Annotated in this window: 17 protein-coding genes and 1 pseudogene; 6 read left to right on the top strand and 12 right to left on the bottom strand. The window is 71.2% G+C overall.

The genetic code is table 11. From position 1 onward, the window contains the following. Positions 1-3: 3 nt before the first annotated feature. Entirely contained in the window at positions 4-327 is a 324-nt protein-coding gene (locus tag LE548_RS40735; protein ID WP_225102092.1) for a 2Fe-2S iron-sulfur cluster-binding protein, read from the bottom strand. Between the two features lie 150 nt (positions 328-477). Next, positions 478-1428 carry a LysR family transcriptional regulator gene (locus LE548_RS40730; RefSeq protein ID WP_225102091.1) on the bottom strand — a complete coding sequence of 317 codons (951 nt, stop codon included), beginning with the start codon at positions 1426-1428 and terminating at the stop codon, positions 478-480. A gap of 203 nt (positions 1429-1631) precedes the next feature. On the opposite strand from LE548_RS40730, the gene LE548_RS40725 reads away from it, so the two are divergent. From LE548_RS40725 to cydC, 4 genes are read left to right on the top strand one after another with little or no spacing between them, the layout of a single operon-like run. Beyond that, positions 1632-2945 carry a cytochrome ubiquinol oxidase subunit I gene (locus LE548_RS40725; protein WP_225102090.1) on the top strand — a complete coding sequence of 438 codons (1314 nt, stop codon included), beginning with the start codon at positions 1632-1634 and terminating at the stop codon, positions 2943-2945. 31 nt (positions 2946-2976) lie between these two features. Continuing rightward, the gene (locus LE548_RS40720) at positions 2977-4008 is read left to right on the top strand and encodes a cytochrome d ubiquinol oxidase subunit II (RefSeq protein WP_225102089.1); all 1032 of its coding nucleotides are present in this window, start codon (positions 2977-2979) and stop codon (positions 4006-4008) included. A gap of 42 nt (positions 4009-4050) precedes the next feature. Further along, positions 4051-5742 carry a thiol reductant ABC exporter subunit CydD gene (gene cydD, locus LE548_RS40715; protein ID WP_225102088.1) on the top strand — a complete coding sequence of 564 codons (1692 nt, stop codon included), beginning with the start codon at positions 4051-4053 and terminating at the stop codon, positions 5740-5742. Then, positions 5739-7490 carry a thiol reductant ABC exporter subunit CydC gene (cydC, locus tag LE548_RS40710; protein WP_225102087.1) on the top strand — a complete coding sequence of 584 codons (1752 nt, stop codon included), beginning with the start codon at positions 5739-5741 and terminating at the stop codon, positions 7488-7490. The genes cydD and cydC overlap by 4 nt, the downstream gene beginning before the upstream one ends. Before the next feature lie 79 nt (positions 7491-7569). Here cydC and LE548_RS40705 read toward each other — a convergent pair whose 3' ends face one another. Continuing rightward, positions 7570-8127, bottom strand: coding sequence for a DinB family protein (locus tag LE548_RS40705; RefSeq protein ID WP_225102171.1), 558 nt, complete (start codon positions 8125-8127; stop codon positions 7570-7572). 746 nt (positions 8128-8873) lie between these two features. Between LE548_RS40705 and LE548_RS40700 the strand changes: the two genes are divergently transcribed. Beyond that, entirely contained in the window at positions 8874-9407 is a 534-nt protein-coding gene (locus LE548_RS40700; RefSeq protein ID WP_225102086.1) for a hypothetical protein, read from the top strand. Positions 9408-9546: 139 nt separating this feature from the next. On the opposite strand, the gene LE548_RS40695 is transcribed toward LE548_RS40700, so the two are convergent. After that, on the bottom strand, positions 9547-10746 hold the full coding sequence (locus LE548_RS40695) for an SMI1/KNR4 family protein (RefSeq protein ID WP_225102085.1): 1200 nt from the start codon (positions 10744-10746) through the stop codon (positions 9547-9549). A gap of 108 nt (positions 10747-10854) precedes the next feature. On the opposite strand from LE548_RS40695, the gene LE548_RS40690 reads away from it, so the two are divergent. Then, complete coding sequence (locus tag LE548_RS40690; protein ID WP_225102084.1) at positions 10855-11616, top strand: HEAT repeat domain-containing protein; 762 nt, start codon at positions 10855-10857, stop codon at positions 11614-11616. A gap of 100 nt (positions 11617-11716) precedes the next feature. Here the strand turns inward: LE548_RS40690 and LE548_RS40685 are convergent, their stop codons facing one another. From LE548_RS40685 to LE548_RS40650, 8 genes and pseudogenes are all read right to left on the bottom strand, one after another. Further along, positions 11717-12727, bottom strand: coding sequence for a methyltransferase (locus LE548_RS40685; RefSeq protein WP_225102083.1), 1011 nt, complete (start codon positions 12725-12727; stop codon positions 11717-11719). Positions 12728-13030: 303 nt separating this feature from the next. Then, positions 13031-14197, bottom strand: a complete 1167-nt coding sequence (gene metK / locus LE548_RS40680) for a methionine adenosyltransferase (RefSeq protein WP_225102082.1) — start codon at positions 14195-14197, stop codon at positions 13031-13033. A gap of 35 nt (positions 14198-14232) precedes the next feature. Continuing rightward, on the bottom strand, positions 14233-15813 hold the full coding sequence (locus tag LE548_RS40675) for a class I adenylate-forming enzyme family protein (RefSeq protein ID WP_225102081.1): 1581 nt from the start codon (positions 15811-15813) through the stop codon (positions 14233-14235). Positions 15814-15917: 104 nt separating this feature from the next. Beyond that, positions 15918-16538 carry an NAD(P)H:quinone oxidoreductase gene (gene wrbA, locus LE548_RS40670; protein ID WP_225102080.1) on the bottom strand — a complete coding sequence of 207 codons (621 nt, stop codon included), beginning with the start codon at positions 16536-16538 and terminating at the stop codon, positions 15918-15920. A gap of 44 nt (positions 16539-16582) precedes the next feature. Further along, a complete protein-coding gene (locus tag LE548_RS40665; RefSeq protein ID WP_225102079.1) occupies positions 16583-17578 on the bottom strand; it encodes a class I SAM-dependent methyltransferase in 996 nt (331 codons plus the stop codon). Further along, a complete protein-coding gene (locus LE548_RS40660; protein ID WP_225102078.1) occupies positions 17575-18732 on the bottom strand; it encodes a DegT/DnrJ/EryC1/StrS aminotransferase family protein in 1158 nt (385 codons plus the stop codon). Before LE548_RS40660 ends, LE548_RS40665 begins: the two co-directional genes overlap by 4 nt. Before the next feature lie 5 nt (positions 18733-18737). Next, positions 18738-19304 (bottom strand): cupin domain-containing protein, encoded by a 567-nt coding sequence (locus LE548_RS40655; protein WP_225102077.1) that lies wholly within the window; start codon positions 19302-19304, stop codon positions 18738-18740. A 31-nt stretch (positions 19305-19335) separates the two neighbouring features. After that, a pseudogene (locus tag LE548_RS40650) lies at positions 19336-19483 on the bottom strand (type III polyketide synthase); the annotation flags it as partial.

The raw sequence follows: 19483 nt of genomic DNA, 5'->3' as shown, positions 1-19483 counted from the left end.
ACGTCAGTTCTGACGTTCGGGGATGTGGACGATCAGTCCGTCCACCGCGTCGGTCACCTTCAGCTGGCAGCTGAGCCGGCTGTTGGGCCGGCGCGGGCTGGCGGTGAAGTCGAGCATGCCGTCCTCGCCCGGCTCTCGGGGTTCCAGCTTGTCGAGGGCGGCCCCGTCGACGTAGACGTGGCAGGTCGCGCACTGCATGTTGCCGCCGCACTGGGCGACGATGCCGTCGACGTAGTTGAAGACGGCGCCGCGCATGACGCTGGTGCCGACCGGGACGTCGACGGTCCGTTCGTCACCGTCGCAGGAGACATACGTGATCTTGGGCATGGCCGGACTCCCAGCGCTCGGCCGGCACGCGGCACGCAGGGTGACGCGGACACCGGCCGGGCGGCCGTCGAAGAAGGGTGGAGCACTGCTCAAGAGTCGGTGGGGACGCGACACCTCGCCAACCGGTACGGACCGTACCAGAGGATTTTTTCAGCGTCCATGTGGAGCTCGGCTTGAGGACCGCTCGGGCGTGTGGCGGCGCGGGTCGGGCAGACGGTGGGTCATGAACGGCCGGGAAGTGATGAACTCCCGGAATTTCAGGGCGGCTTCGGACAGGTAGGCGTCGCGCCGCCAGACCAGGGTGAGCACCCGGTGGCAGGCGGGGGCGGCCACGTGCACCCAGGCCACCGGCACCCGGGTGTCGGTGCCGGCCTGCCGGGACATCGCCGGGATCAGGCCGATGCCGAGTCCGGCGCTGATCAGCACCTGGCTCGCGCCCGCCTCGTCGCCCTCGCAGGACACCACCGGGCTGAGCCCCTCGGAGGCGAACAGCCGGTCCAGCAGGGCGCGTTGCCAGTGGGTCTTGCGGGTGGTGACGAAGGGCTCGTCGGCGATCTCGCGGATCGTCACGCTCTCCCGGCCGTCCAGCCAGTGGCCGCGCGGCACGGCGAGCAGCACCTCCTCCCGGATCAGCTCGATCGACTCCAGGTTCGGGCCGGTCAGCGGCTGGGAGGCGACGCAGAAGTCGACCTCGCCGACGCGCAGCCGGCGTTCCATCTCCGCCGCGTCGGACTGGAAGAGCCGTACGTCGGCGCGGGGCTGGGTGGCGCGGAAGCTGCCGAGGACCGTGGTGATGGTCAGCAGGGTCTCGCAGGCGATGCTGACCCGGCCGAGCCCCAGGTCACCGGCCTCGCGGACGGCCCTGATGCCGTCGTCGAGCTCGCTGAGGGCGCTGTCGACATGGCGCAGGAACATCGTCCCGTACTCGTTGAGCCTGATCCCGCGGCCGTGCCGCTCGAACAGCGGGGAGCCGATCTCGCGCTCCAGGCGTGCGATGGTGCGGCTGAGCGAGGGCTGCGCGATGCGCAGTTCCTCCGCGGCGCGGCTGATGTGCTCAAGACGTGCTACAGCCTGGAAATAGCGCAATTGCAGCAGATCCACGGTCCACCTTCACTTATGCCTGTCGAGGCATCGTCCCATGGCTGAACCGGTCTTGGAAATGCATAAGCATTGTTCCTACGGTCTCAACCGAGGTCACCGCGCAGGTGACGGGCAACGGTGCCCGGTGCCTGTACACGCGACGCGAGGGCCCCGCGCACACATCCGTCCTGTTCCCGTCACCCTCCGGCAAGGAAGGTCCCGCCATGAGCGCTGCGGATCTGGCCCGGCTCCAGTTCGCGGCCACCACCGGAATCCACTGGCTGTTCGTGATCCTCACCATGGGTCTCGTCCCGCTCGTGGCCTTCATGCACACCCGGGCCGCCTATACCAAGGACCCCGCCAAGCGGGCCGTGCGCGAGCGCATGACCCGCTTCTGGGGCCAGCTGTACGTCATCAACTACGCGGTCGGCATCGTCACCGGCCTCGTCATGGAGTTCCAGTTCGGGCTCAGCTGGAGCGGCCTGAGCAAGTTCGCGGGCAACGTCTTCGGCGCCCCGCTCGCCCTGGAAACCCTCATCGCCTTCTTCGCCGAGTCCACCTTCCTCGGCATGTGGATATTCGGGTGGGGCCAGCTGCGCCGGGGCGTGCACGTCACGCTCATCTGGCTGGTCGCCCTGACCGCGTACGCCTCCGGGTACTTCATCCTCGTCGCCAACGGCTTCCTGCAGCACCCCGTCGGCTACGAGGTCCGCGGCAACGCCGCCTACCTGACCGACTTCGGGGCGCTGCTCACCAACGCCAACGCCCTGGTCGCCCTCGAACACATCGTGCTCGCCGCGCTCACCACCGGCGGTGTGTTCATGCTCGGCGTCAGCGCCTGGCACTTCGCCCGCGGCACCAAGGAGACCGAGCTGTTCCGCAGCTCGCTGCGGCTGGGCACCTGGGTGGCCATGCTCGCCTCCTTCTTCGTGGTCGTCGTCGGCCAGCTGCAGCTGCCGGTGATCAAGCGGACGCAGCCCATGAAGTACGCCGTCCTGAAGGACTCCGGCGTCGCCGAGGCGCAGCGCCGGCTCGTCGAGCAGCACGGGCCGGGCAACTATGTGCCGCACGAGAGCTGGGTGCACATCGGCATGGACTCGATGCAGATCATCGGCAACACCATCTCGACCATCACGTTCATCGCCGTGTTCCTGCTGCTGAAGGACCGGCTGGTGCGCTGGCTGGGGCGCCGGCGCTGGCTCGCCTACACGATGGTCGCGATGATCCCGTTGACCTTCATCGCCTCGGTCGGCGGCTGGGTCGTGCGCGAGGTCGGGCGTCAGCCCTGGCTGGTCTACGGCCAGTTGAAGGTCGAGGACGCCGTCTCCCACGTCAGCAGGACCTCCCTGATCGCCTCCTGCACCGTCTTCATCGCGATCTTCGTCGCGCTGGCGGTCACCAACTGGACCCTGATCACCCGCTTCGCCGTACGCGGCCCCGACTCGGCCCAGATAGGCGCCACCGAACCGCTGTCCGAAGAGCTGCCCGAGGGCCCCGTGGGCGGCATCGACGACAAGCAGCCCGCCCCGGCGTTCTGAACCGGCCCTCGAACCGAAAGAGTTGAGCGACATGAGTCTGGAGACCGCCTGGCTGGGCGTGCTCGGCCTGATGCTCGCCGGGTACTTCGTGCTCGGCGGATACGACTACGGCGTACAGATGCTCCATCCCTTCCTCGGCGGTCCCCGGGAGGATCAGCAGGCCGAGCGGAGCGGCCAGAACCCCGCGCTGGACGCCATCGCCCCGTTCTTCCTCGGCAACGAGGTGTGGCTGGTCGCCTTCGCGGGTGTGATGTTCGGCGCCTTCCCGCACCTGGAGGGCAACCTGCTGTCCGGGCTGTACCCGCTGCTCGTGGCCATCCTCGCCGGGCTGGTCCTCGGCAACGCCGCCGTCCAGCTGCGCCGCCGCTCCCGCGGTGCGGGCGCCCGGCGCGTCTGGGACGCGCTGGTCGTCGTCGGCGGCGCGCTGCCCGCCGTGTGCTGGGGACTGGTGGTGGGCCTGCTCCTGCACGGTGTGCCCCGGCGCGCCGACGGCACCTTCCACGTCGGGTTCGGCGAGGTGTTCCACCCGTTCGTACTGGCCTGCGGCACGACCGTCCTGCTGCTGTTCGCCGCCCACGGCGCCGCCTTCGTCGCCGTACGCGCCACGGAGCCCGAACTGGTGGACAAAGCACGGCAGTTGGGCGGCAGGCTGATCGCCGTGAGCGCGGCGGCGGGGCTGATCGCCCTGCTGCTCACCCTCTTCGGCGAGGGCGCCCACATGACGAACAGGACCACCTCCGTGATCCTCGCCGCCGCCGTCTTCGCGGCGTACGGCGCCGCCTGGTGGTCCCTGTCCACCGGGAACCACGTCCGCGCGTTCGTGTCCACCTGTCTGGCCACCGCGCTGCCGGTACTCCTGCTGGGGGCGGGGCAGTACCCGTACCTGCTGATCACCAAGGCGGGCCACGGCCTGCACATCGACGACGCCGTCACCGACCACGAGACGCTGAAGATCCTCAGTGTCTTCGGTGTCTTCATCGTGCCCACGATCCTCGCCTACCAGGCGTGGAGCTGGTGGGCCTTCCGGGGACGCACGGGGCGCCGTCATCTCAGCTACTTCTGAGCAACCGCTGGTGAGCCGCGGCCGTACGGGGAGGGAGCGCGCATGAAACCGGTCGAACGCCGCCTGGTGCGGGAACTGCCCGTGCTGCGGCGCCACTTGGCGAGCTCCACGGCCACGGCGTTCCTCGCCGCGGGGCTCGTCGTCGCGCAGGCGACCCTGCTCGCGACGGTCCTCGCGGACGGCTTCGCCGGCCACGACGTCACCTTCGCGGCACTGGCCGCGCTGGGCGCCGTCGTGGCCGGGCGGGCGGCTCTCGCCTGGGCGCGCGGTGTGCTCGCGCACCGCGCCGCCGCCGACGCCAAGCACACGCTGCGCGAGCGGCTCACGGACCGGCTCAGCCGCACCGCGCCGCTCACACTGGCGTCCCGCCGCCACGGCGAGACGGCCACCTTGCTGCTGCGCGGCCTCGACGCCCTGGACCCCTACGTCACCAGCTCGCTGCCCACGACCGCGGCGGCCGCCGTGGTACCCGTCACGGTCCTCGCCTGGCTGTTCGCGACCGACTGGTCCTCGGCGCTGATCATCGTCGTCACGCTGCCGCTGATCCCGGTCTTCGGCGCGCTCGTCGGCCTGCACACCTCCCGGCGCACGGCCCGGCAGTGGCGGCTGCTGGCCCGGCTCGGCGGTCACTTCCTGGACGTCGTGGCCGGGCTGCCGACGCTGCGCGCGTTCGGCCGTGAGCAGTACCAGGCCCGGCGGGTCGGCGAGATGGCCGACGCCCACCGCAGGGCCACGATGCGCACCCTGCGGGTGGCGTTCCTGTCGTCCTTCGTCCTGGAGACGGTCGCCACCCTGTCCGTGGCTCTGGTCGCCGTACCGGTCGGACTGCGGCTGCTGGACGGCACGATGGACCTGCGTACGGCCCTGATCGTGCTGTTCCTCGCCCCCGAGGCCTATGTGCCGCTGCGGGCGATGGGCGCCGCGTTCCACGAGAGTGCCGAGGGCATCACGGTGGCCGAGCAGGTCTTCGCGGTCCTCGACGAGGACGTGGCGGGTGCCGAGCACCAGGCCGACCGTTTTCCGACACCCGACGCCCGCACGGCCCCCCTGCACATGGAGGGCGTCACCGTCCACTACCCGGGCCGTACCACCCCCGCCCTGGACCATGTGTCCCTGCACGTCGGCCCCGGTGAGCACATCGCCCTGGTCGGCCCCAGCGGCGCGGGCAAGTCCACGCTGCTCGCCCTGCTGCTCGGTTTCGTGACGCCCTCGGCGGGCCGGATCACAGTCGGCGGCACCGATCTGGCCCGCCTCGACCCCGACGACTGGCGTGCGGGGCTGGCGTGGGTGCCGCAGCGGCCGCACCTGTTCGCGGCGTCCGTCGCGGACAACATCCGGCTCGGGCGCCCCGACGCGAGCGACGCCGAGGTACGGCAGGCGGCCCGGGACGCGTACGCCGACCACTTCATCGAGGCACTGCCGCAGGGCTACGACACCCCGCTCGGCGAGCACGGCGCGGGCCTGTCCGCCGGTCAGCGCCAGCGCATCGCGCTCGCCCGCGCCTTCCTCAAGGACGCTCCCGTGCTGCTCCTCGACGAGCCGACCGCGCACCTCGACCCCGACAGCGAGGCCGCCGTCACCCGTGCCACGGTGCGCCTCTTGCAGGGCCGCACCGCGATCGTGGTGGCCCACCGCACGAGCCTGCTGCCGTACGCCGACCGGATCGTCACAGTGCGCGCCGGTCACCTCCAGACTCCCCAACTGGTGCCCGCGGAAGGGCCGGTGACCGCATGACCACCCTGCACACGGCGGCCGCGAGCCGCACAGACCCCCGCCCGACGGCTGTAACCCCCGTCCGGCCCTCGGGCGGGTCCCGCTCCACCCTGCGCCTCGCACGCCACCTCGTGCCGTACTGGCGCAGGCTGCTGCCGGCCGCGCTCGCCGCGGCCGGCAGCGAACTGGCCGCCGCCGCGCTCATGGCCACCGCGTCCTGGCTGATCACGCGGGCCGCACAGCAGCCGCTGATCGCCTCGGTGAGCCTCGCGATCGTCGCCGTACGCGCCCTGGCACTGGGCCGCGGAGCCCTGCGCTACGTCGACCGGCTGCTCGGCCACGACGGTGTCCTGCGGGCCGTCGCGGGCTTCCGCACCCGGGTGTACGAGGCGCTGGTGCCCCTCGCGCCCGCGGGCACGCCCGCCTTCCGCAGCGGCGACCTGCTGACCCGCCTCGTCGACGACGTGGATGCCGCCCAGGACCTGCTGCTGCGGGTCCTGCTGCCGGCCGTGGCCGCCGGCGCGGTGTGTGTCGCCGCCACCACGACGGCCGCGCTGCTGCTGCCCCAGGCGGGCCTGCTGCTCGGGCTGCTGCTCGCCGCGGCCGCCCTGCTCGTCCCGGCGGCGGTGCTCGCCGTGGCCCACCGGGCGGGCCGGGAACAGGCGGCGGTACGGGCCGAACTCGCCGCGCATGTCGTGGACTTGACCCAGGGGGCGGCGGACCTCGCCGCGTACGGCGCCCGGGACCGGGCCGCCGAGCGCGCCCGCCGGGCCGCCTCCCGCATCGCCCGCCTGGAACGGCACCGCGCCCTGACCACCTCGCTGGCCTCCGCCGTGCTCCTGCTGCTCCAGGGCACGGCCCTGGTCGCCGTCACCTGGACCGCGCTGCACGCCCACGCCGACGGGAGGCTGCCCTCCGTCCACCTGACGGTGCTGGCAGTCCTCGCTCTGGTGTCCTTCGAGGCCCTGGAAGCGCTCCCGGCGGCCGCGTTCCGCCTCGCCGAAGTACGCGCCCGCGCAGCCCGGCTGGCCGACCTCTTCGACACCCCGCCCCCGGTCACCGAGCCGGCCGCGCCCGCCGCACTCACCGCGGACGGCCCGATCGGCGTGCGGATCACGAACCTGACGGTGCGTCACAGTACAGACGCTCCCCCGGCACTGGACGGCGTGAGCCTGCACCTGTCGGCCGGCCGGTGCACGGTGCTGCTCGGCGCCAGCGGCTCGGGGAAGTCGACGCTGATCGCGGCGCTCATGCGGTTCGTCGACTACGAGTCCGGAAGCATCCGCCTCGCCGGACACGAACTGCGCGACTGCGCCGGTTCCGACGTACGGCGCGTGATCACCGGCATGACGCAGGACGCCCACGTCTTCCACGCCACGATCCGCGCCAACCTCCTGCTGGCCCGGCCCGGGGCCACCGACGCCGAGCTGCGCGACGCGGCACGCCGGGCGCGGATCCTGGACTGGATCGAGTCGCTGCCCAAGGGCTTCGACACGTTCATCGGCCAGGACGGCACCGAGGTCTCGGGCGGCCAGCGCAGCCGGCTCCTGCTGGCCCGCGCCCTGCTCGCCGACCCGCCCGTCCTGGTCCTGGACGAGCCCACCGAGGGACTCGACCCCGACACGGCGTCCGCCGTACTGGCGGACATCCTCGATGCCACGCGGGGCCGGACGACCCTTCTGGTGGCCCATGAACGGGAGGGGCTGACGGCGGCGGACCAGGTGGTGAGGCTGGATGGGGGGCGGATCCTGGCCCGGGGCGCTGCCTGAACTGCCCTAGACGGTTACCGATGCAGGTGCCGGAACGGGCACGTACACGCAGCGACGGCAGATCCGGCACACGATGCACTCAGCCCATGCTTTTGGCGCCGTCCAAAGACTCGCGGATGATGTCGGCGTGGCCGGCGTGCTGTGCGGTCTCGGTGACGATGTGCATCAGCACCCGACGGGCCGACCACTGCGCGCCGGGCTCGAACCACGGGGCTTTCGGCAGCGGCTGCGTGGCCTCCAGGTCAGGCAGAGTGGCGACCAGGTCGTCGGTCCGGCGTGCCACCTCGGCGTAGTCGGCCAGTACACCGGTCAGCGTCTCGCCGGGCAGCAGCCGGAACTGGTCGGCCCGCCGGGCCCAGTCGGCCTCGGTCATGGCCGTGAAGTCCCCCACCGCCGCTGGGCCGTTCAGGATGAAGTCCACCCAGTTCCGCTCGACCGCGGCGACGTGCTTGATCAGGCCGCCCAGGCAGAGCTCGCTGGCGGTGGTCCGCAGCCCGGCCTGCTCGTCGGTGAGGTCACGGGTGGTGAAGCGCAGGAAGTGCCGGTGCTTGGCCAGCATCTCCAGCAAGTCGGCACGCTCACCGGTGACGGCCGGGGCCCCGGCCAGGTCGCGGGTGGTCGTCTCGTTGAAGGTCATGGTCTCCGCCTTCCGGTGTTCCTGTTCCATCGGTCGAGGACCACGCTACGAGGCATTGAGGTCAGATTCTGTCCTAAGGCGTCGTTTCCTTTGGCGTGATCGCTCATTGAGCGGTACATGACCGGTCTGATTGAGCGGTTGGTGCCGATGAGTGTCGAAGCCGTGGCGGCGGGCGAAGCCGGGCCAACGCGGGTCGTCCCGCTTGCCCTCGGTGGCCGGCAGCCCGTAGTCGCGGACCTGCTCGTGACGTGGTGGCGGAGAAGCTGCGGGTGAACGCGTTGACGCACGTGAACCAGCTCAAGGTCGAGGGCCATGCGCGCAGCCACATCCTCGGGCAGCTCCGCCGTGGTGACCCAGCCCCCTCGCACAGCGGGAAGACGGCGACGAGTTCCACCTGCCCCAGGCACCGTGAGGCGCCAGCCTGCCGGTACGGCTGTGATGTCTGAGACGCGGGCACACAACCTGCGCTCATCTCGGCCGCTGTGCACTGCGGCACCGGAACCCCCTCTTCACCGTGCAACTCGACACTCCACAAGAGACGTTGTCGCCCCTAGACTCAAAGTTGACCAACAGCGCCACCCAGGTGTGTGAACTCGTGTGGGAAACGAGACTCCACTCGGCCACCCAAAAGCAGCCTGGTCGGCGGCCGCTTCGCGCAGCCGGCCCAAGCGGCGACGCACGACGCGCCAGAGAGAACATCTAACGGCGCCCCACCAGCGGCGCCACTCACAGGGGGGAAGTCACCCATGCTCACATTCCGCACAAGCCGACGCGCCATCGCCACGGCCGCCGCGACCCTGGCCCTCACCGGCAGCGCCGCCATCGGCGTCGGCAGCACCGCGCGGGCCGCCACCGCGCAGGCCACCCCGGCCAGTTGCACCATCATCGACATCGGCAACCCCGGCAGCATCAACATCGACACCATGTACGGCGGCCAGGTGGAGCAGCAGTACGACAGCTGCGGCAATGTCCGAGCCCACTTCCAGTACTCCTACAACTTCTGGAGCATCCACAGGGGCTTCGGAAGCTACCAGGGAAACCGCTATTCGGCGCACCCGTGCGTGCAGACGCTGAACTACGTGCCGCAGGCGTGCGCCACCGGCGACACGGTCGATGGCCCGACGCAGGACGTGTACACCGCGTGGGTGCCCATCCACTCAGCGAACCCCGACACCTGGCAGGCGGTCGTCACCAGTCCCACCGGCTGCTCCGAGGCCGGCGGCTCCTGGCACGCCTACGCCAATGGCGCCACCTGGGGCGATTACTCCTCCTGTTCTTGAGGTATCAGTGGCTGGTGGGGGTCACTCCGAATGCGGCGGCACGGGCATCGCCTCGACCGATACGTCGTACAACGCCGCCGCGAGCGCCACACCCGGCGCATCGGCCGGACGGGCAACCGGTTGATCGCCGACCGGCAGCTCACCAGTAGGCGCGGTCGTCCCAGGACCGGAAGTCCGCGAACTCGACGGGGTCGTCGTCCTCGTCCAGGGCGGCGAACCCAGGCGTGACCAGCGTGCCGCGCTGCCAGTCGAGGAGGGTGTCGATCAGGCCGCCCTCCAGCGGCGGGCCCTGGTCCGCGTGGCGGGGCCAGACGATCAGCGGCCAGGTGTCGGGATCCCCGCCCTCGGTGAGCCAGCCGAGGTAGTCGCCGTCGATGGAGTTGGCGAAGGGGAGGAAGCCGCCGGGCTCGGGCCAGATGGCCAGCGGGTACCACTGCTCGTGGCCGTCCTTGAGCTGCCGGTAGGCGTCCACGGTGTCCTCGACGTGCGTGAGGAAACGCCGCTCGCCGGTCCGGAGCGGGGTGTGGAAACGCAGCCACCCGCTCCAGATGCCGGCGCCGTACCCGTCCATCAGCCGCACGTACTCCCCGGGCAGCCGTGTGCCCAGCTCGGCGAACAGCCCCTCCCAGGAGCCGTCTCCGAGGTACGGTCGCGCGGGTGGCGGCGACAGCAGCCGCAGGGCGTCCAGCCCGGTGCCGGTCTCCAGCGCGAGCCGGCGCTCGGCCTCGGTGAGCCGAGGCGGGACCGGCGCGGGCGGGGTCCACGGCTCGGCGTCGGGGAGGAAGGCGGTCCGCGCGACGGTGCCCGGCAACGGGCCCAGCAGCGGGCCGGGAGGAGAAGGGAGCTCCCAGGTGTCGCGGACGGTGTGCCGCAGATAGCCGGTGAGCGTGAGGCCGTACCGGTGCCGGCGCAGCAGGCCACTGCCCGGCACCGCCCCCGAGTGCCGCACCACCACGGTCCACTCGTCGGGGTCGTCGGAGGCCGAGGTGTCCCAGAACAGTACGTCGCTGCCCCGCGTGCAGCCCCAGGCCAGCAGGCCGCCGGGATCGGGGTGGAGCACGGGCCGCTCGGCCTCGGGCAGCTCCCGCGCCGCGATCCGCGCCTCCCGGTGCGTCGCGCGCAGCCACTCGCCGTAGTCGAAGCGGTCCCACTGGACGCACGGCACGTGGATCCACACGTACTCACCGAAGTCCAGCGGCCCGTACCGGTCGGCGAGCCGCTTGTAGTCGGCCGGCAGCCGCAGTCCGAGCCAGTCCTCGACGGCCGCCCAGTCGAGGGGGACGGGTGAGGGCGGGCGTTCCGCGGAGGGGGTGGTGAACGTGCTTATGTCCGAGGTCAATTGACGTCCTTCGAGCGTGTGCCATGTGCTCGGCTGATTCTTCCGTCTCCGCGGGCCGGGCGGAAATCGGGCGGCGCCGGGTGTGCCGCGCGGGTCAGACTGGCGCGCATGGAGGACGAGATCACCCGCAGGGTGGCCGAACTGGACGCGGAGTCGACCGAGGTGGCCGAGGAAGCGCAGCACGCGCTGATCGCCCTGGGCCCGAGCGTGCTGGAGCCGCTGATCGCGGCGGCCCCTGCGCTGAACCCGTTCGGGCAGCTGTGCGCCATCGAGGTGTTCACCGCGCTGGCCGACCCGCGCCCCGCCGGCATCCTGATCGGCATGCTGGGCAGCGAGAGCGCGACCGTCCGGCAGTGGGCCGCCGAGGCCCTGGCCGAACTGGGTGTCCGGCGCGCCGTGCCATGCCTGCGGCAGGCGTACGACGCGTTCCTGCGGCGCGGGGAGGCACCCGACGACAGCGAGGGCGAGGGGCTGCGCTGGGCGCTCACCGAACTGGGTGCCCGCGAGCCCGTCCTGCCGCCGCGGTCTGCCGCGCTGCGCGGCTCGGGCGGCGCACTGGACGGTCTCTGGCCGGTGGAACACCTGCCCGAGGTGATCCGGGACCTCGCCGACCACGGGCAGGCGGTGCTCTACTTCCGGATCTGGGAGCTCACGCACGACGGCGGACGCCGCGGCGTCGGCGGGCCGGGCATCGACTGGGACGTCGACCGCGACCGCCCCTGGCCCGAGACCGTCGCCTCCTGCCGCGACTGGGCACTGCTGGCTGCGGAGTCGGTGGACGTGGCGCCGGACCGGGTGGTGACGATCTCCTGGATCGACGCGACGGATCTCCGCGTCGGCAGTCCCCAGGAGGCCCGTGCGGTCGGGTAGCCGGAGATCGGCAATGCTCTCCGGCTACCCGGACTCGACCCCGACACGGCGTCCGCCGTACTCGCCGGCATCGATCCTCCCCGGGCCGTTGAACCGTCCGTCAGGCGAGCTTCGTCGCGGACAGAACGGCCTCCACGGTGAGGGCGTGCGGCGGCAGGTTGGCCGGGTCGTCGGTGATCGCCTTGGTCACCTGGAAGCCGGACTCCTCAAGCCAGCTCTGCCAGGTGGACAGCTTCTGCGGACCGCCCTGCCCCATGGTGCAGCCGACGAAGAAGCTGGGGTAGAAGTCGACGGTGTAGTTCTCGGTGTCCTTCAGGTTCTCGGGGAACACCGGGACCAATACGTGGACCTGCGCGCCGGCGTCCAGCGACTGGTGGACGCTCTTGAGGATCCGGAGCACGTCGCTCTTGTCGAACATGGGCAGGAAGTGCTTGATCAGAACGACGTCGAAACCTGCGGGAACTTTCTCGAAGACGTCACCGCCGATGAACGAGCACTGGTCCTCGACGCCGTGGGCGCGGAAGTTCTCCAGGCTCTCCTTCTCCTTCTCCGGCAGGTCGAAGTTGGTCACCCGAAGGCCGGGCGAGCCCTTCAGCTTGAGCGTGTTGATGGCACCGAGGCCGGTGTTGCCGGCGAGGTCGAGCACCTTGGACCCGGCCGGGATGTCGACGTTCTCGAAGAACCAGGGGTCGACGTGGGCGGTGACGGTGTTCATCAACTTGGCCCAGGGCTCGCGCAGTTCCGGCAGCTCCCCCAGCGCCCCGTACAGGTCGCCGTCGTACCCGTACAGCTCCTTGAGGCCGGCGACCGTGCCGGTACGCACGCTCTCGGTGAGGTAGAACAGCTGGCGCAGCGTGACGGCCTTGATCATGTTCAGGTCGGCGAGGGCCTGTTCGAGCAGTTTGTCGGAGACGCCCGCGAGCCCGTCCAGGGTGTAGGCGCCGGAGGCCTCGTCGTGGGCGACGAAGCCCTCCTTGACCAGCAGCAGCAGAAGCTGTTCCACGGCGTCCGGCTTGGCGCCGGCCACCTCGCCCAGCTCGGCCGCCGTCAGACCGGGCCGGTCCCGCAGCGCGTCGATGATGCCCAGCTCGAAGCAGGAGAGCAGGGTCATGAACCGGGAGGGTCCGACCATGTAGTCGCGAAACCGCCGCAGTGTCGCTTCCGGTGTCATTGCAACTGACCTCTTTCGGTGTCGGTGGTGGTCCGGCTGGTCCGGAGCTGAGCGGTCCTGGCGAAGCCGGCTGCGGTTCGGCAGCGCCCCCAAGGGGCGCGGGGAACTGCGCGACCAGCCACGACGGGCCCGCAGACGATCGACGTCCCCTCGCGGCACTTCCCGCGGAGCGCTTGGTACTCCTGGGTGCCGACCGTCTCCAGCACGGTGGAACCTCGGGGTGGGACGATCCGGGCGGTGCCGTCAGCTCGTGCCGGCCGCCCGGCGCAGGGCCTCGGCGCGGTCGGTGCGCTCCCAGGTGAAGTCGGGCAGCTCGCGGCCGAAGTGGCCGTAGGCCGCCGTCTGGGAGTAGATCGGGCGGAGCAGGTCGAGGTCGCGGATGATCGCGGCCGGGCGNCCGAAGGTCTCCACGAAGAGACCGACGGGCTCGGCCTTGCCGATCGCGTAGGCGACCTGGACCTCGCAGCGGGAGGCCAGCCCGGCCGCCACGACGTTCTTGGCGACCCAGCGCATCGCGTACGCGGCCGAACGGTCCACCTTGGACGGGTCCTTGCCCGAGAAGGCGCCGCCGCCGTGGCGGGCCATGCCGCCGTAGGTGTCGATGATGATCTTGCGGCCGGTCAGGCCGGCGTCGCCCATCGGGCCGCCGATCTCGAAGCGGCCGGTCGGGTTGACCAGCAGGCGGTAGCCCTCGGTCTCCAGCTTGATGCCCTCGTCGGCGAGCTGTGCGAGGACGGGCTCGACCACGTGCCGGCGGATGTCGGGGGTGAGCAGCGCGTCGAGGTCGATGTCGCTCGCGTGCTGGGAGGAGACCACGACCGTGTCCAGGCGGACCGGGGTGTTGCCCAGGTACTCGACGGTGACCTGGGTCTTGCCGTCGGGGCGCAGGTAGGGGACGGTGCCGTCCTTGCGGACGTGGGTGAGCCGGCGCGAGAGGCGGTGGGCCAGCTCGATCGGCAGCGGCATCAGGGCGGGGGTCTCGTCGGTCGCGTACCCGAACATCAGGCCCTGGTCACCGGCGCCCTGCCGGTCCAGCTCGTCCGCGTCTCCACCGGCGGCACCCTGCACCCGGGACTCGTACGCCGTGTCGACGCCCTGCGCGATGTCCGGGGACTGCGCGCCGATGGACACCGAGACACCGCAGGAGGCGCCGTCGAAGCCCTTGGCCGAGGAGTCGTAGCCGATGTCGAGGATCTTCTCCCGGACCAGCGAGGCGATGTCGGCGTACGCGGAGGTGGTCACCTCGCCCGCGATGTGCACCTGGCCGGTGGTGATGAGGGTTTCGACCGCGACGCGCGAGGCCGGGTCCTGGCGCAGCAGCGCGTCGAGAACGGCATCGCTTATCTGGTCGGCGATCTTGTCGGGATGTCCCTCGGTCACGGACTCCGAGGTGAACAGGCGGCGGGACATGACACTCCAGGACGTCAGGGGGTGGGCAGCGGTCGCTATCGGTCCAGCTGGGCCTTGAGCCGTTCGGCGAGTGCGAGGCGCTGCACCTTCAGGGTGGCGGTGCGCGGCAGTTCGGCCTCGGGGATCTGGATCGGGTCGGACAGTTGCGGGAAGGCGGAGACGGCCTCGCGCCAGCGGGCCGGGTCCAGGGGTTTGTCGTCGTGGGTGCAGATCACCGGGATCGCCTCGGAGTCGGGGCCCTGGACGACGACCAGCTCGCTCAGCTCGTGCAGCTTGCCGAGGACGACGTCCTCGATCTCCAGGGAGCTCTTCACCCCGGGGATCATGTCGACCTCGCGGTCGAGCATGTGCAGGCAGCCGAACCGGGTGAAGTAGCCGATGTCACCGGTCCCCCACCACTCGCCCTTGCGGTTGTCGTCGTAGCGTTCCTGCTCGCCGTGGTACGTCTTGGCGAGGCCGGGCCAGGCGACCTCGATGCGGCCGGGGTTCTGCTCGGTCGGGCGCTCGCCGTCGCGGCTGACGACGCGCACCTTCGCCGCGCCCAGGGGCATCTGCCAGCCCACGCAGCGCCCGTTCGCCTTGTGGGCGGAGCGGCGGAAGTAGGCGCGGCCGACGGCGGGGCCGACCTCGCTCTGGCCGTAGATCTGGAAGAACAGGGCCCCGCGCCGGTCGGACGCCTTGAGCAGCTTGCTCATCGTCCCGGGGTGGATCGCGTCGAAGGTGCTGCTGAACACCTTCACCGACCCGAACGGCGCCCGCGGGTCCTCGGTCAGCCCCTCCCAGTCCATCAGCGAGTTGGGCAGCGCCTCGATGAGGGCCGGCCGGTGCGTGAGGAGGTGCTCGGCGACGACGGCGGGGTCCGTCTCCCGCATCAGCAGGACCGGGTACTCCTTCAGCAGCGCCAGCGACATCGCCGCGACCATCCGCGAGTGCACGAACGGCACGTGGATGGCGACGGTCTCCTTCTTGCGCAGCAGGGACAGCAGCCGCCACTGCGGTACGAGGCGGATGCCCTGGGTGCGGGGGGTGTGCACCACGAGTTTGGGGATTCCGGTGGTGCCGGAGGTGTGGGTGATGACGGCGGCCTCGTCGATCGGCCGGACCACCGGCTTGACCCGCGGGGCGCCCGCGAGGTCCGCGAGCGAGATCGCCCCGGGCCGGTCGAAGGCCGAGGTGATGACCCGCGTGGTGAGGTCGGTCAGCGGCAGGTCGGCGAGCAGGTCGAACTTGGTGCCGTCGGTGAGCAGGGTGGGCCGGCCGACCCGCTCCAGCAGGACGGCGACGGTCGCGGGGTCCAGGGCCGGGGAGAGGTTGACGACGACGCCGCCGATGCGGGAGACCGCGGCGGCGAGCATCCAGTGGTCGGCACCCGGCGTCTTGTAGATCGCGACGTGGTCGTCGGGGCGGACGCCGGCCGCCCACAGCCGGGCGGCCAGGTCGGCGACGTGCTCGGCGTACTGGGCGACCGTCAGACGCCGTCCGGCGTCGGGCAGGACGTCCAGATCGTGGTCGAGGACGATCGGTGTCGAGGGGTTCACGGCCGCGGCCATCTCCGGCAGGAGACCGATGTGCAGGCCGCGCTTCTGTATCGACGAGTAGGCGGTGGAGCCCTTCATCGGGCTGTCTCCTTTGTGATGAGCGATGGATGTTCGGGCTGATCGCCGGCTCGGTGCGGGATACCAGGACGGCGCGGCGTCGCAGGCTGCCGGGACCGTGGCCGTCAGGCCGCGCGGCCGGCCTTGAGCGCCGCCGCCGTCTCCGTGACCCGGCGGGCCTGGTGACGGGCCGCCTGCAGCACCTCCTCGCCGGGGAGGCCGTTGCTGCCGCCCGCACCGGAGACGTACGAGGTGCCGTACGGATTGCCCGTCCGGAACTGGACCGGGTCGGTGTAGCCCGGCGGCACGATGATGCCGCCCCAGTGGTAGAAGGTGTTGCTGAGCGCCAGGATGGTGGACTCCTGGCCGCCGTGGGCGGTGCCGGTGGCGGTGAAGGCCGAGACGACCTTGTCGGCCAGCCGGCCCTGCTGCCACAGCGGGCCCGCGGTGTCGATGAACGCCTTCAGCTGGCTGGCAACGTTCCCGAAGCGGGTCGGAGTGCCGAACAGTACGGCGTCCGCCCAGCTCAGGTCGTCGAGACCGGCCACCTCCACGTCGGCGGTGTCCTGGATGTGCCGGGCCCAGGCCGGGACGGATTCGATGGCCTCCGGCGGGGCCAGTTCACGGACCTTGCGCAGGCGCACGGTCGCGCCGGCCTTCTCCGCGCCCTCGACCGCGGCCCGTGCCAGGGCGTGCAGGTTCCCGGTGGCGCTGTAGTAGATGACGGACACGTTCACAGGTGCCATGAGCGGCTCCTTCGCTGACTTTCCGTCCGGTGCCTGTCCGGTGGCTACTTGGCGACGACGAGCGTGCCGGGCTCCGCGGTGTGGAAGGAGACGTCCTCGAAGCCGGCCTTGACGAGCCACTCGCGGTAGTCGCTGCGCCGCCAGGTGCTGCCCTGCCGGGTCTTGAGCAGCATCTCCGAGGCGAAGAGCAGCGGGAACTGCGGACCGCCGCGGTCGTCGTCGACGACGTAGTCGTTGACGACCAGGGTGCCGCCGGGCTTGAGGGCCTGCCGGAGCCTGGTGAAGACCTCCACGTTGCTCTCCGGGCCCTCCTGGTGGGCGATGTGGGAGTACACCGCGATGTCGTACTGCGCGGTGCCGAAGTCGGTGGTGTGGAAGTCGCCGGCGAGGGTGGTGAACCGGTCCCCGACGCCGCGCTCGGCCAGCAGCCGGCGGGCGATCTCGTTGATCGGCTCCCAGTCGAGCTGGGTCGCGCGGGCCGCCGGGTTGGCCTCCAGCCAGATGCCCGAGTAGATGCCCGAGCCGCCGCCCACGTCGAGGATCGAGATCTCACCGGCGTCGGCCAGCCCGAGCACCTCGGCGGCGATCGTCGCGGCGGGCACCGACTGTGCGGCGATGGCCGTGACGATGCCCTCCCAGTGCGGGTTGTTGGCGACCTCGACCACCACGTCCTTCACCGGGCCGCCGACGCGGACCACCTCGGCCAGGTCGGTGAGGGCGCCCGTGTGCGTCAGCTTGAGCCTGGCGAACGGGGCGAGCGAGACGGGGGTGTCCTCGACCAGGTAGGTGGCCGCCTCGGGGGTGTTGCGGTAGCGGCCCTCGTGCAGCTCGACCAGGCCCACGCTGACGAGGCCGTCGAGGAGGGTCTGGGCGCCGCGCTCGGCGATACCGGCGCGCTCGGCCAGCTCGGTGGCCGTGTGCGCGCCGTTCTCCAGGTGGGTGAAGACCTTGTGGGTGGCGGCCGCGGCGAGGATTCCGGTGGCCCAGTAGCCGTTGATCAGCCGCATGATGCCGACGGGTGATGGACGGTTGTTCGTCATGCTGCCCCTCCGAGGACCCGGGTGACGGACGAGTGGGTGCGCACCGCGCTGCGGAGGGCGTCGACGACCCGTTCGACCTGGTTCGGCTTGAGTTCCGCGTGCATGGGTATGGCGAGCTGGCGCGCGGCGAGATCCGCGGACACCGGGCACTTCTGCTGCGCCTGGAACACCGGCTGGATGTGGGCCGCGAACGTGCCGTGGCCGCAGCCGATGCCCTGGCCGCGCAGGTCGGAGGCGACCGCGGCGCGGTCCACGCTCGCGTCCAGCGTGACCATGTAGGTCTGCCAGGCGTGGGTCCGGTCCGCAGGGACCTGGGGCACCGTCAGGAGTTCTTCGTCGGAGAGTAGTTCGGCGTACTGCCGGGCCACGGCGTCCCTGCGGGCGAGCAGTTCGTCGATCCGGCCCAGCTGCACCTGGAGGATCGCCGCGGCGATGTCGGACAGCTTGAAGTTGTAGCCGATCTCGGTGAACGTCGGGATGGGCAGGCCGACCACGTTGCCCATGTCGAAGATGCTGCCGATGCCGAAGGAGGAGCGCAGTCGCGCGTCCTTGCCGATCGCGGGGTCACGGGCGAGCAGCGCACCGCCCTCGCCGCTGGAGGCGCCCTTGCGCCCGTGGAAGGACAGGCAGCCGACCTCGGCGAGCGAGCCGGCCTGGCGGCCCTGGTAGGTCGCGCCGACCGCGCAGGCGGCGTCCTCGATGAGGAACAGGCCGTGGCGGTCGGCGATCGCCTGCAGTTCCGTGTAGTCGGCGGGCATGCCGACCGTGTCCACGGCGACGATGCCGACGGTGCGCGGTGTGACCAGGTCGGCCACCGCCTGCGGGTCGACGGTGTAGGTGTCGGGGCGTACGTCGGCGAAGACCGGGGTGGCGCCGACGTAGAGTGCGGCCTGTGCCGGCGCCGGGAAGCCGTAGTCGGCGACGATCACCTCGTCGCCCGGCTTGACGCCGAAGGCGAGCATGGCCAGGTGGAGCGCGGCGCCGCAGTTGCTGACCGCGACGGCGTCGGCGACGCCGTACTTCTCCGCGAGGCGGGCCTCCAGCGCCTTGCCCCGAGGGCCCTGACCGGCGGGCCAGCCGGAGGCGAACACCTCGGCGACAGCGGCCAGTTCACGCTCGCCGAGACTCGCGTGGACCAGGGATATCGGTTCCATCGTGGTCACCTCCCACTCTTGTTCGCGTGTGTGTCCTGGCCGGGGATGCGGGGGGCCGGGGGTTCGTAGACCAGCGGGGTGAGCTGGCCGACGTCGTAGCGCTTGCGCATCTCCTCGACGGCGGCCGGGTCGACCCCGGTGCCGCGCGACCAGATCTCCGCGATCTCCTCGAAGTAGTCCTCGTGGATGGGCGAGGGGAAGCACTGGAAGAGCATCCTCGCGGGCTTGTCCGTGGCGTTGCGGAACGCGTGCGGGACGCCGGTCGGCACGAACATGCAGCTTCCCTCGCCGGCGCGGACGACGTGGTCGCCCTTGGCGGACACCCATGTGTGCCAGGCGCTGTCCGTGCGCTCGGTGGGCTCGAAGCACAGCAGGTCGAGCTCGCCGTCCAGGACGTAGAAGAACTCCTGGGCCTCACTGTGCACATGTGCCCCGACGTCGAATCCGGGCGGCACGACCACCTCGAAGATGGACACGGAGGAGCCCATCTCCTTGGTGGCCTTGAATGTCACCTCTTGCGCCGGGGTGATCAGTTTCCGCCCGGCGCCGGCCGGGAGAATGAGGTCAGTCATACGCTTGGTTTCCTTCGTCCGGGCGCGGGCTTCAGGCGGCGAGGACCCGGGGGGCGTCGGCGGCCCAGGTGCCGAGGGCCATCTCGGCGGTGATGCCGGGTCCGAACCCCGCGATCAGACCGGTCGCGCCGGGAGCCGGGGTGTCCTCCTCCATCAACCGCCGCGCCGCCTCCAGAACG

Source organism: Streptomyces sp. CoH27, assembly GCF_020181035.1.
In the GTDB taxonomy this organism is placed as follows: domain Bacteria; phylum Actinomycetota; class Actinomycetes; order Streptomycetales; family Streptomycetaceae; genus Streptomyces; species Streptomyces camelliae.
The sequence above is the reverse complement of the archived record's forward strand: the minus strand, read 5'-3'. Positions and strand labels throughout refer to the sequence as shown.

Coding starts and splice junctions, on each gene's coding strand:
- LE548_RS40725 (WP_225102090.1), top strand. CDS start 1,632: ATGAGCGCTGCGGATCTGGCCCGGCTCCAGTTCGCGGCCACCACCGGA.
- LE548_RS40685 (WP_225102083.1), bottom strand. CDS start 12,727: ATGACCCTGCTCTCCTGCTTCGAGCTGGGCATCATCGACGCGCTGCGG.
- LE548_RS40655 (WP_225102077.1), bottom strand. CDS start 19,304: ATGACTGACCTCATTCTCCCGGCCGGCGCCGGGCGGAAACTGATCACC.
- LE548_RS40720 (WP_225102089.1), top strand. CDS start 2,977: ATGAGTCTGGAGACCGCCTGGCTGGGCGTGCTCGGCCTGATGCTCGCC.
- wrbA (WP_225102080.1), bottom strand. CDS start 16,538: ATGGCACCTGTGAACGTGTCCGTCATCTACTACAGCGCCACCGGGAAC.
- LE548_RS40700 (WP_225102086.1), top strand. CDS start 8,874: ATGCTCACATTCCGCACAAGCCGACGCGCCATCGCCACGGCCGCCGCG.
- LE548_RS40690 (WP_225102084.1), top strand. CDS start 10,855: ATGGAGGACGAGATCACCCGCAGGGTGGCCGAACTGGACGCGGAGTCG.
- LE548_RS40665 (WP_225102079.1), bottom strand. CDS start 17,578: ATGACGAACAACCGTCCATCACCCGTCGGCATCATGCGGCTGATCAAC.
- LE548_RS40735 (WP_225102092.1), bottom strand. CDS start 327: ATGCCCAAGATCACGTATGTCTCCTGCGACGGTGACGAACGGACCGTC.
- LE548_RS40675 (WP_225102081.1), bottom strand. CDS start 15,813: ATGAAGGGCTCCACCGCCTACTCGTCGATACAGAAGCGCGGCCTGCAC.
- cydD (WP_225102088.1), top strand. CDS start 4,051: ATGAAACCGGTCGAACGCCGCCTGGTGCGGGAACTGCCCGTGCTGCGG.
- LE548_RS40705 (WP_225102171.1), bottom strand. CDS start 8,127: ATGACCTTCAACGAGACGACCACCCGCGACCTGGCCGGGGCCCCGGCC.
- cydC (WP_225102087.1), top strand. CDS start 5,739: ATGACCACCCTGCACACGGCGGCCGCGAGCCGCACAGACCCCCGCCCG.
- LE548_RS40660 (WP_225102078.1), bottom strand. CDS start 18,732: ATGGAACCGATATCCCTGGTCCACGCGAGTCTCGGCGAGCGTGAACTG.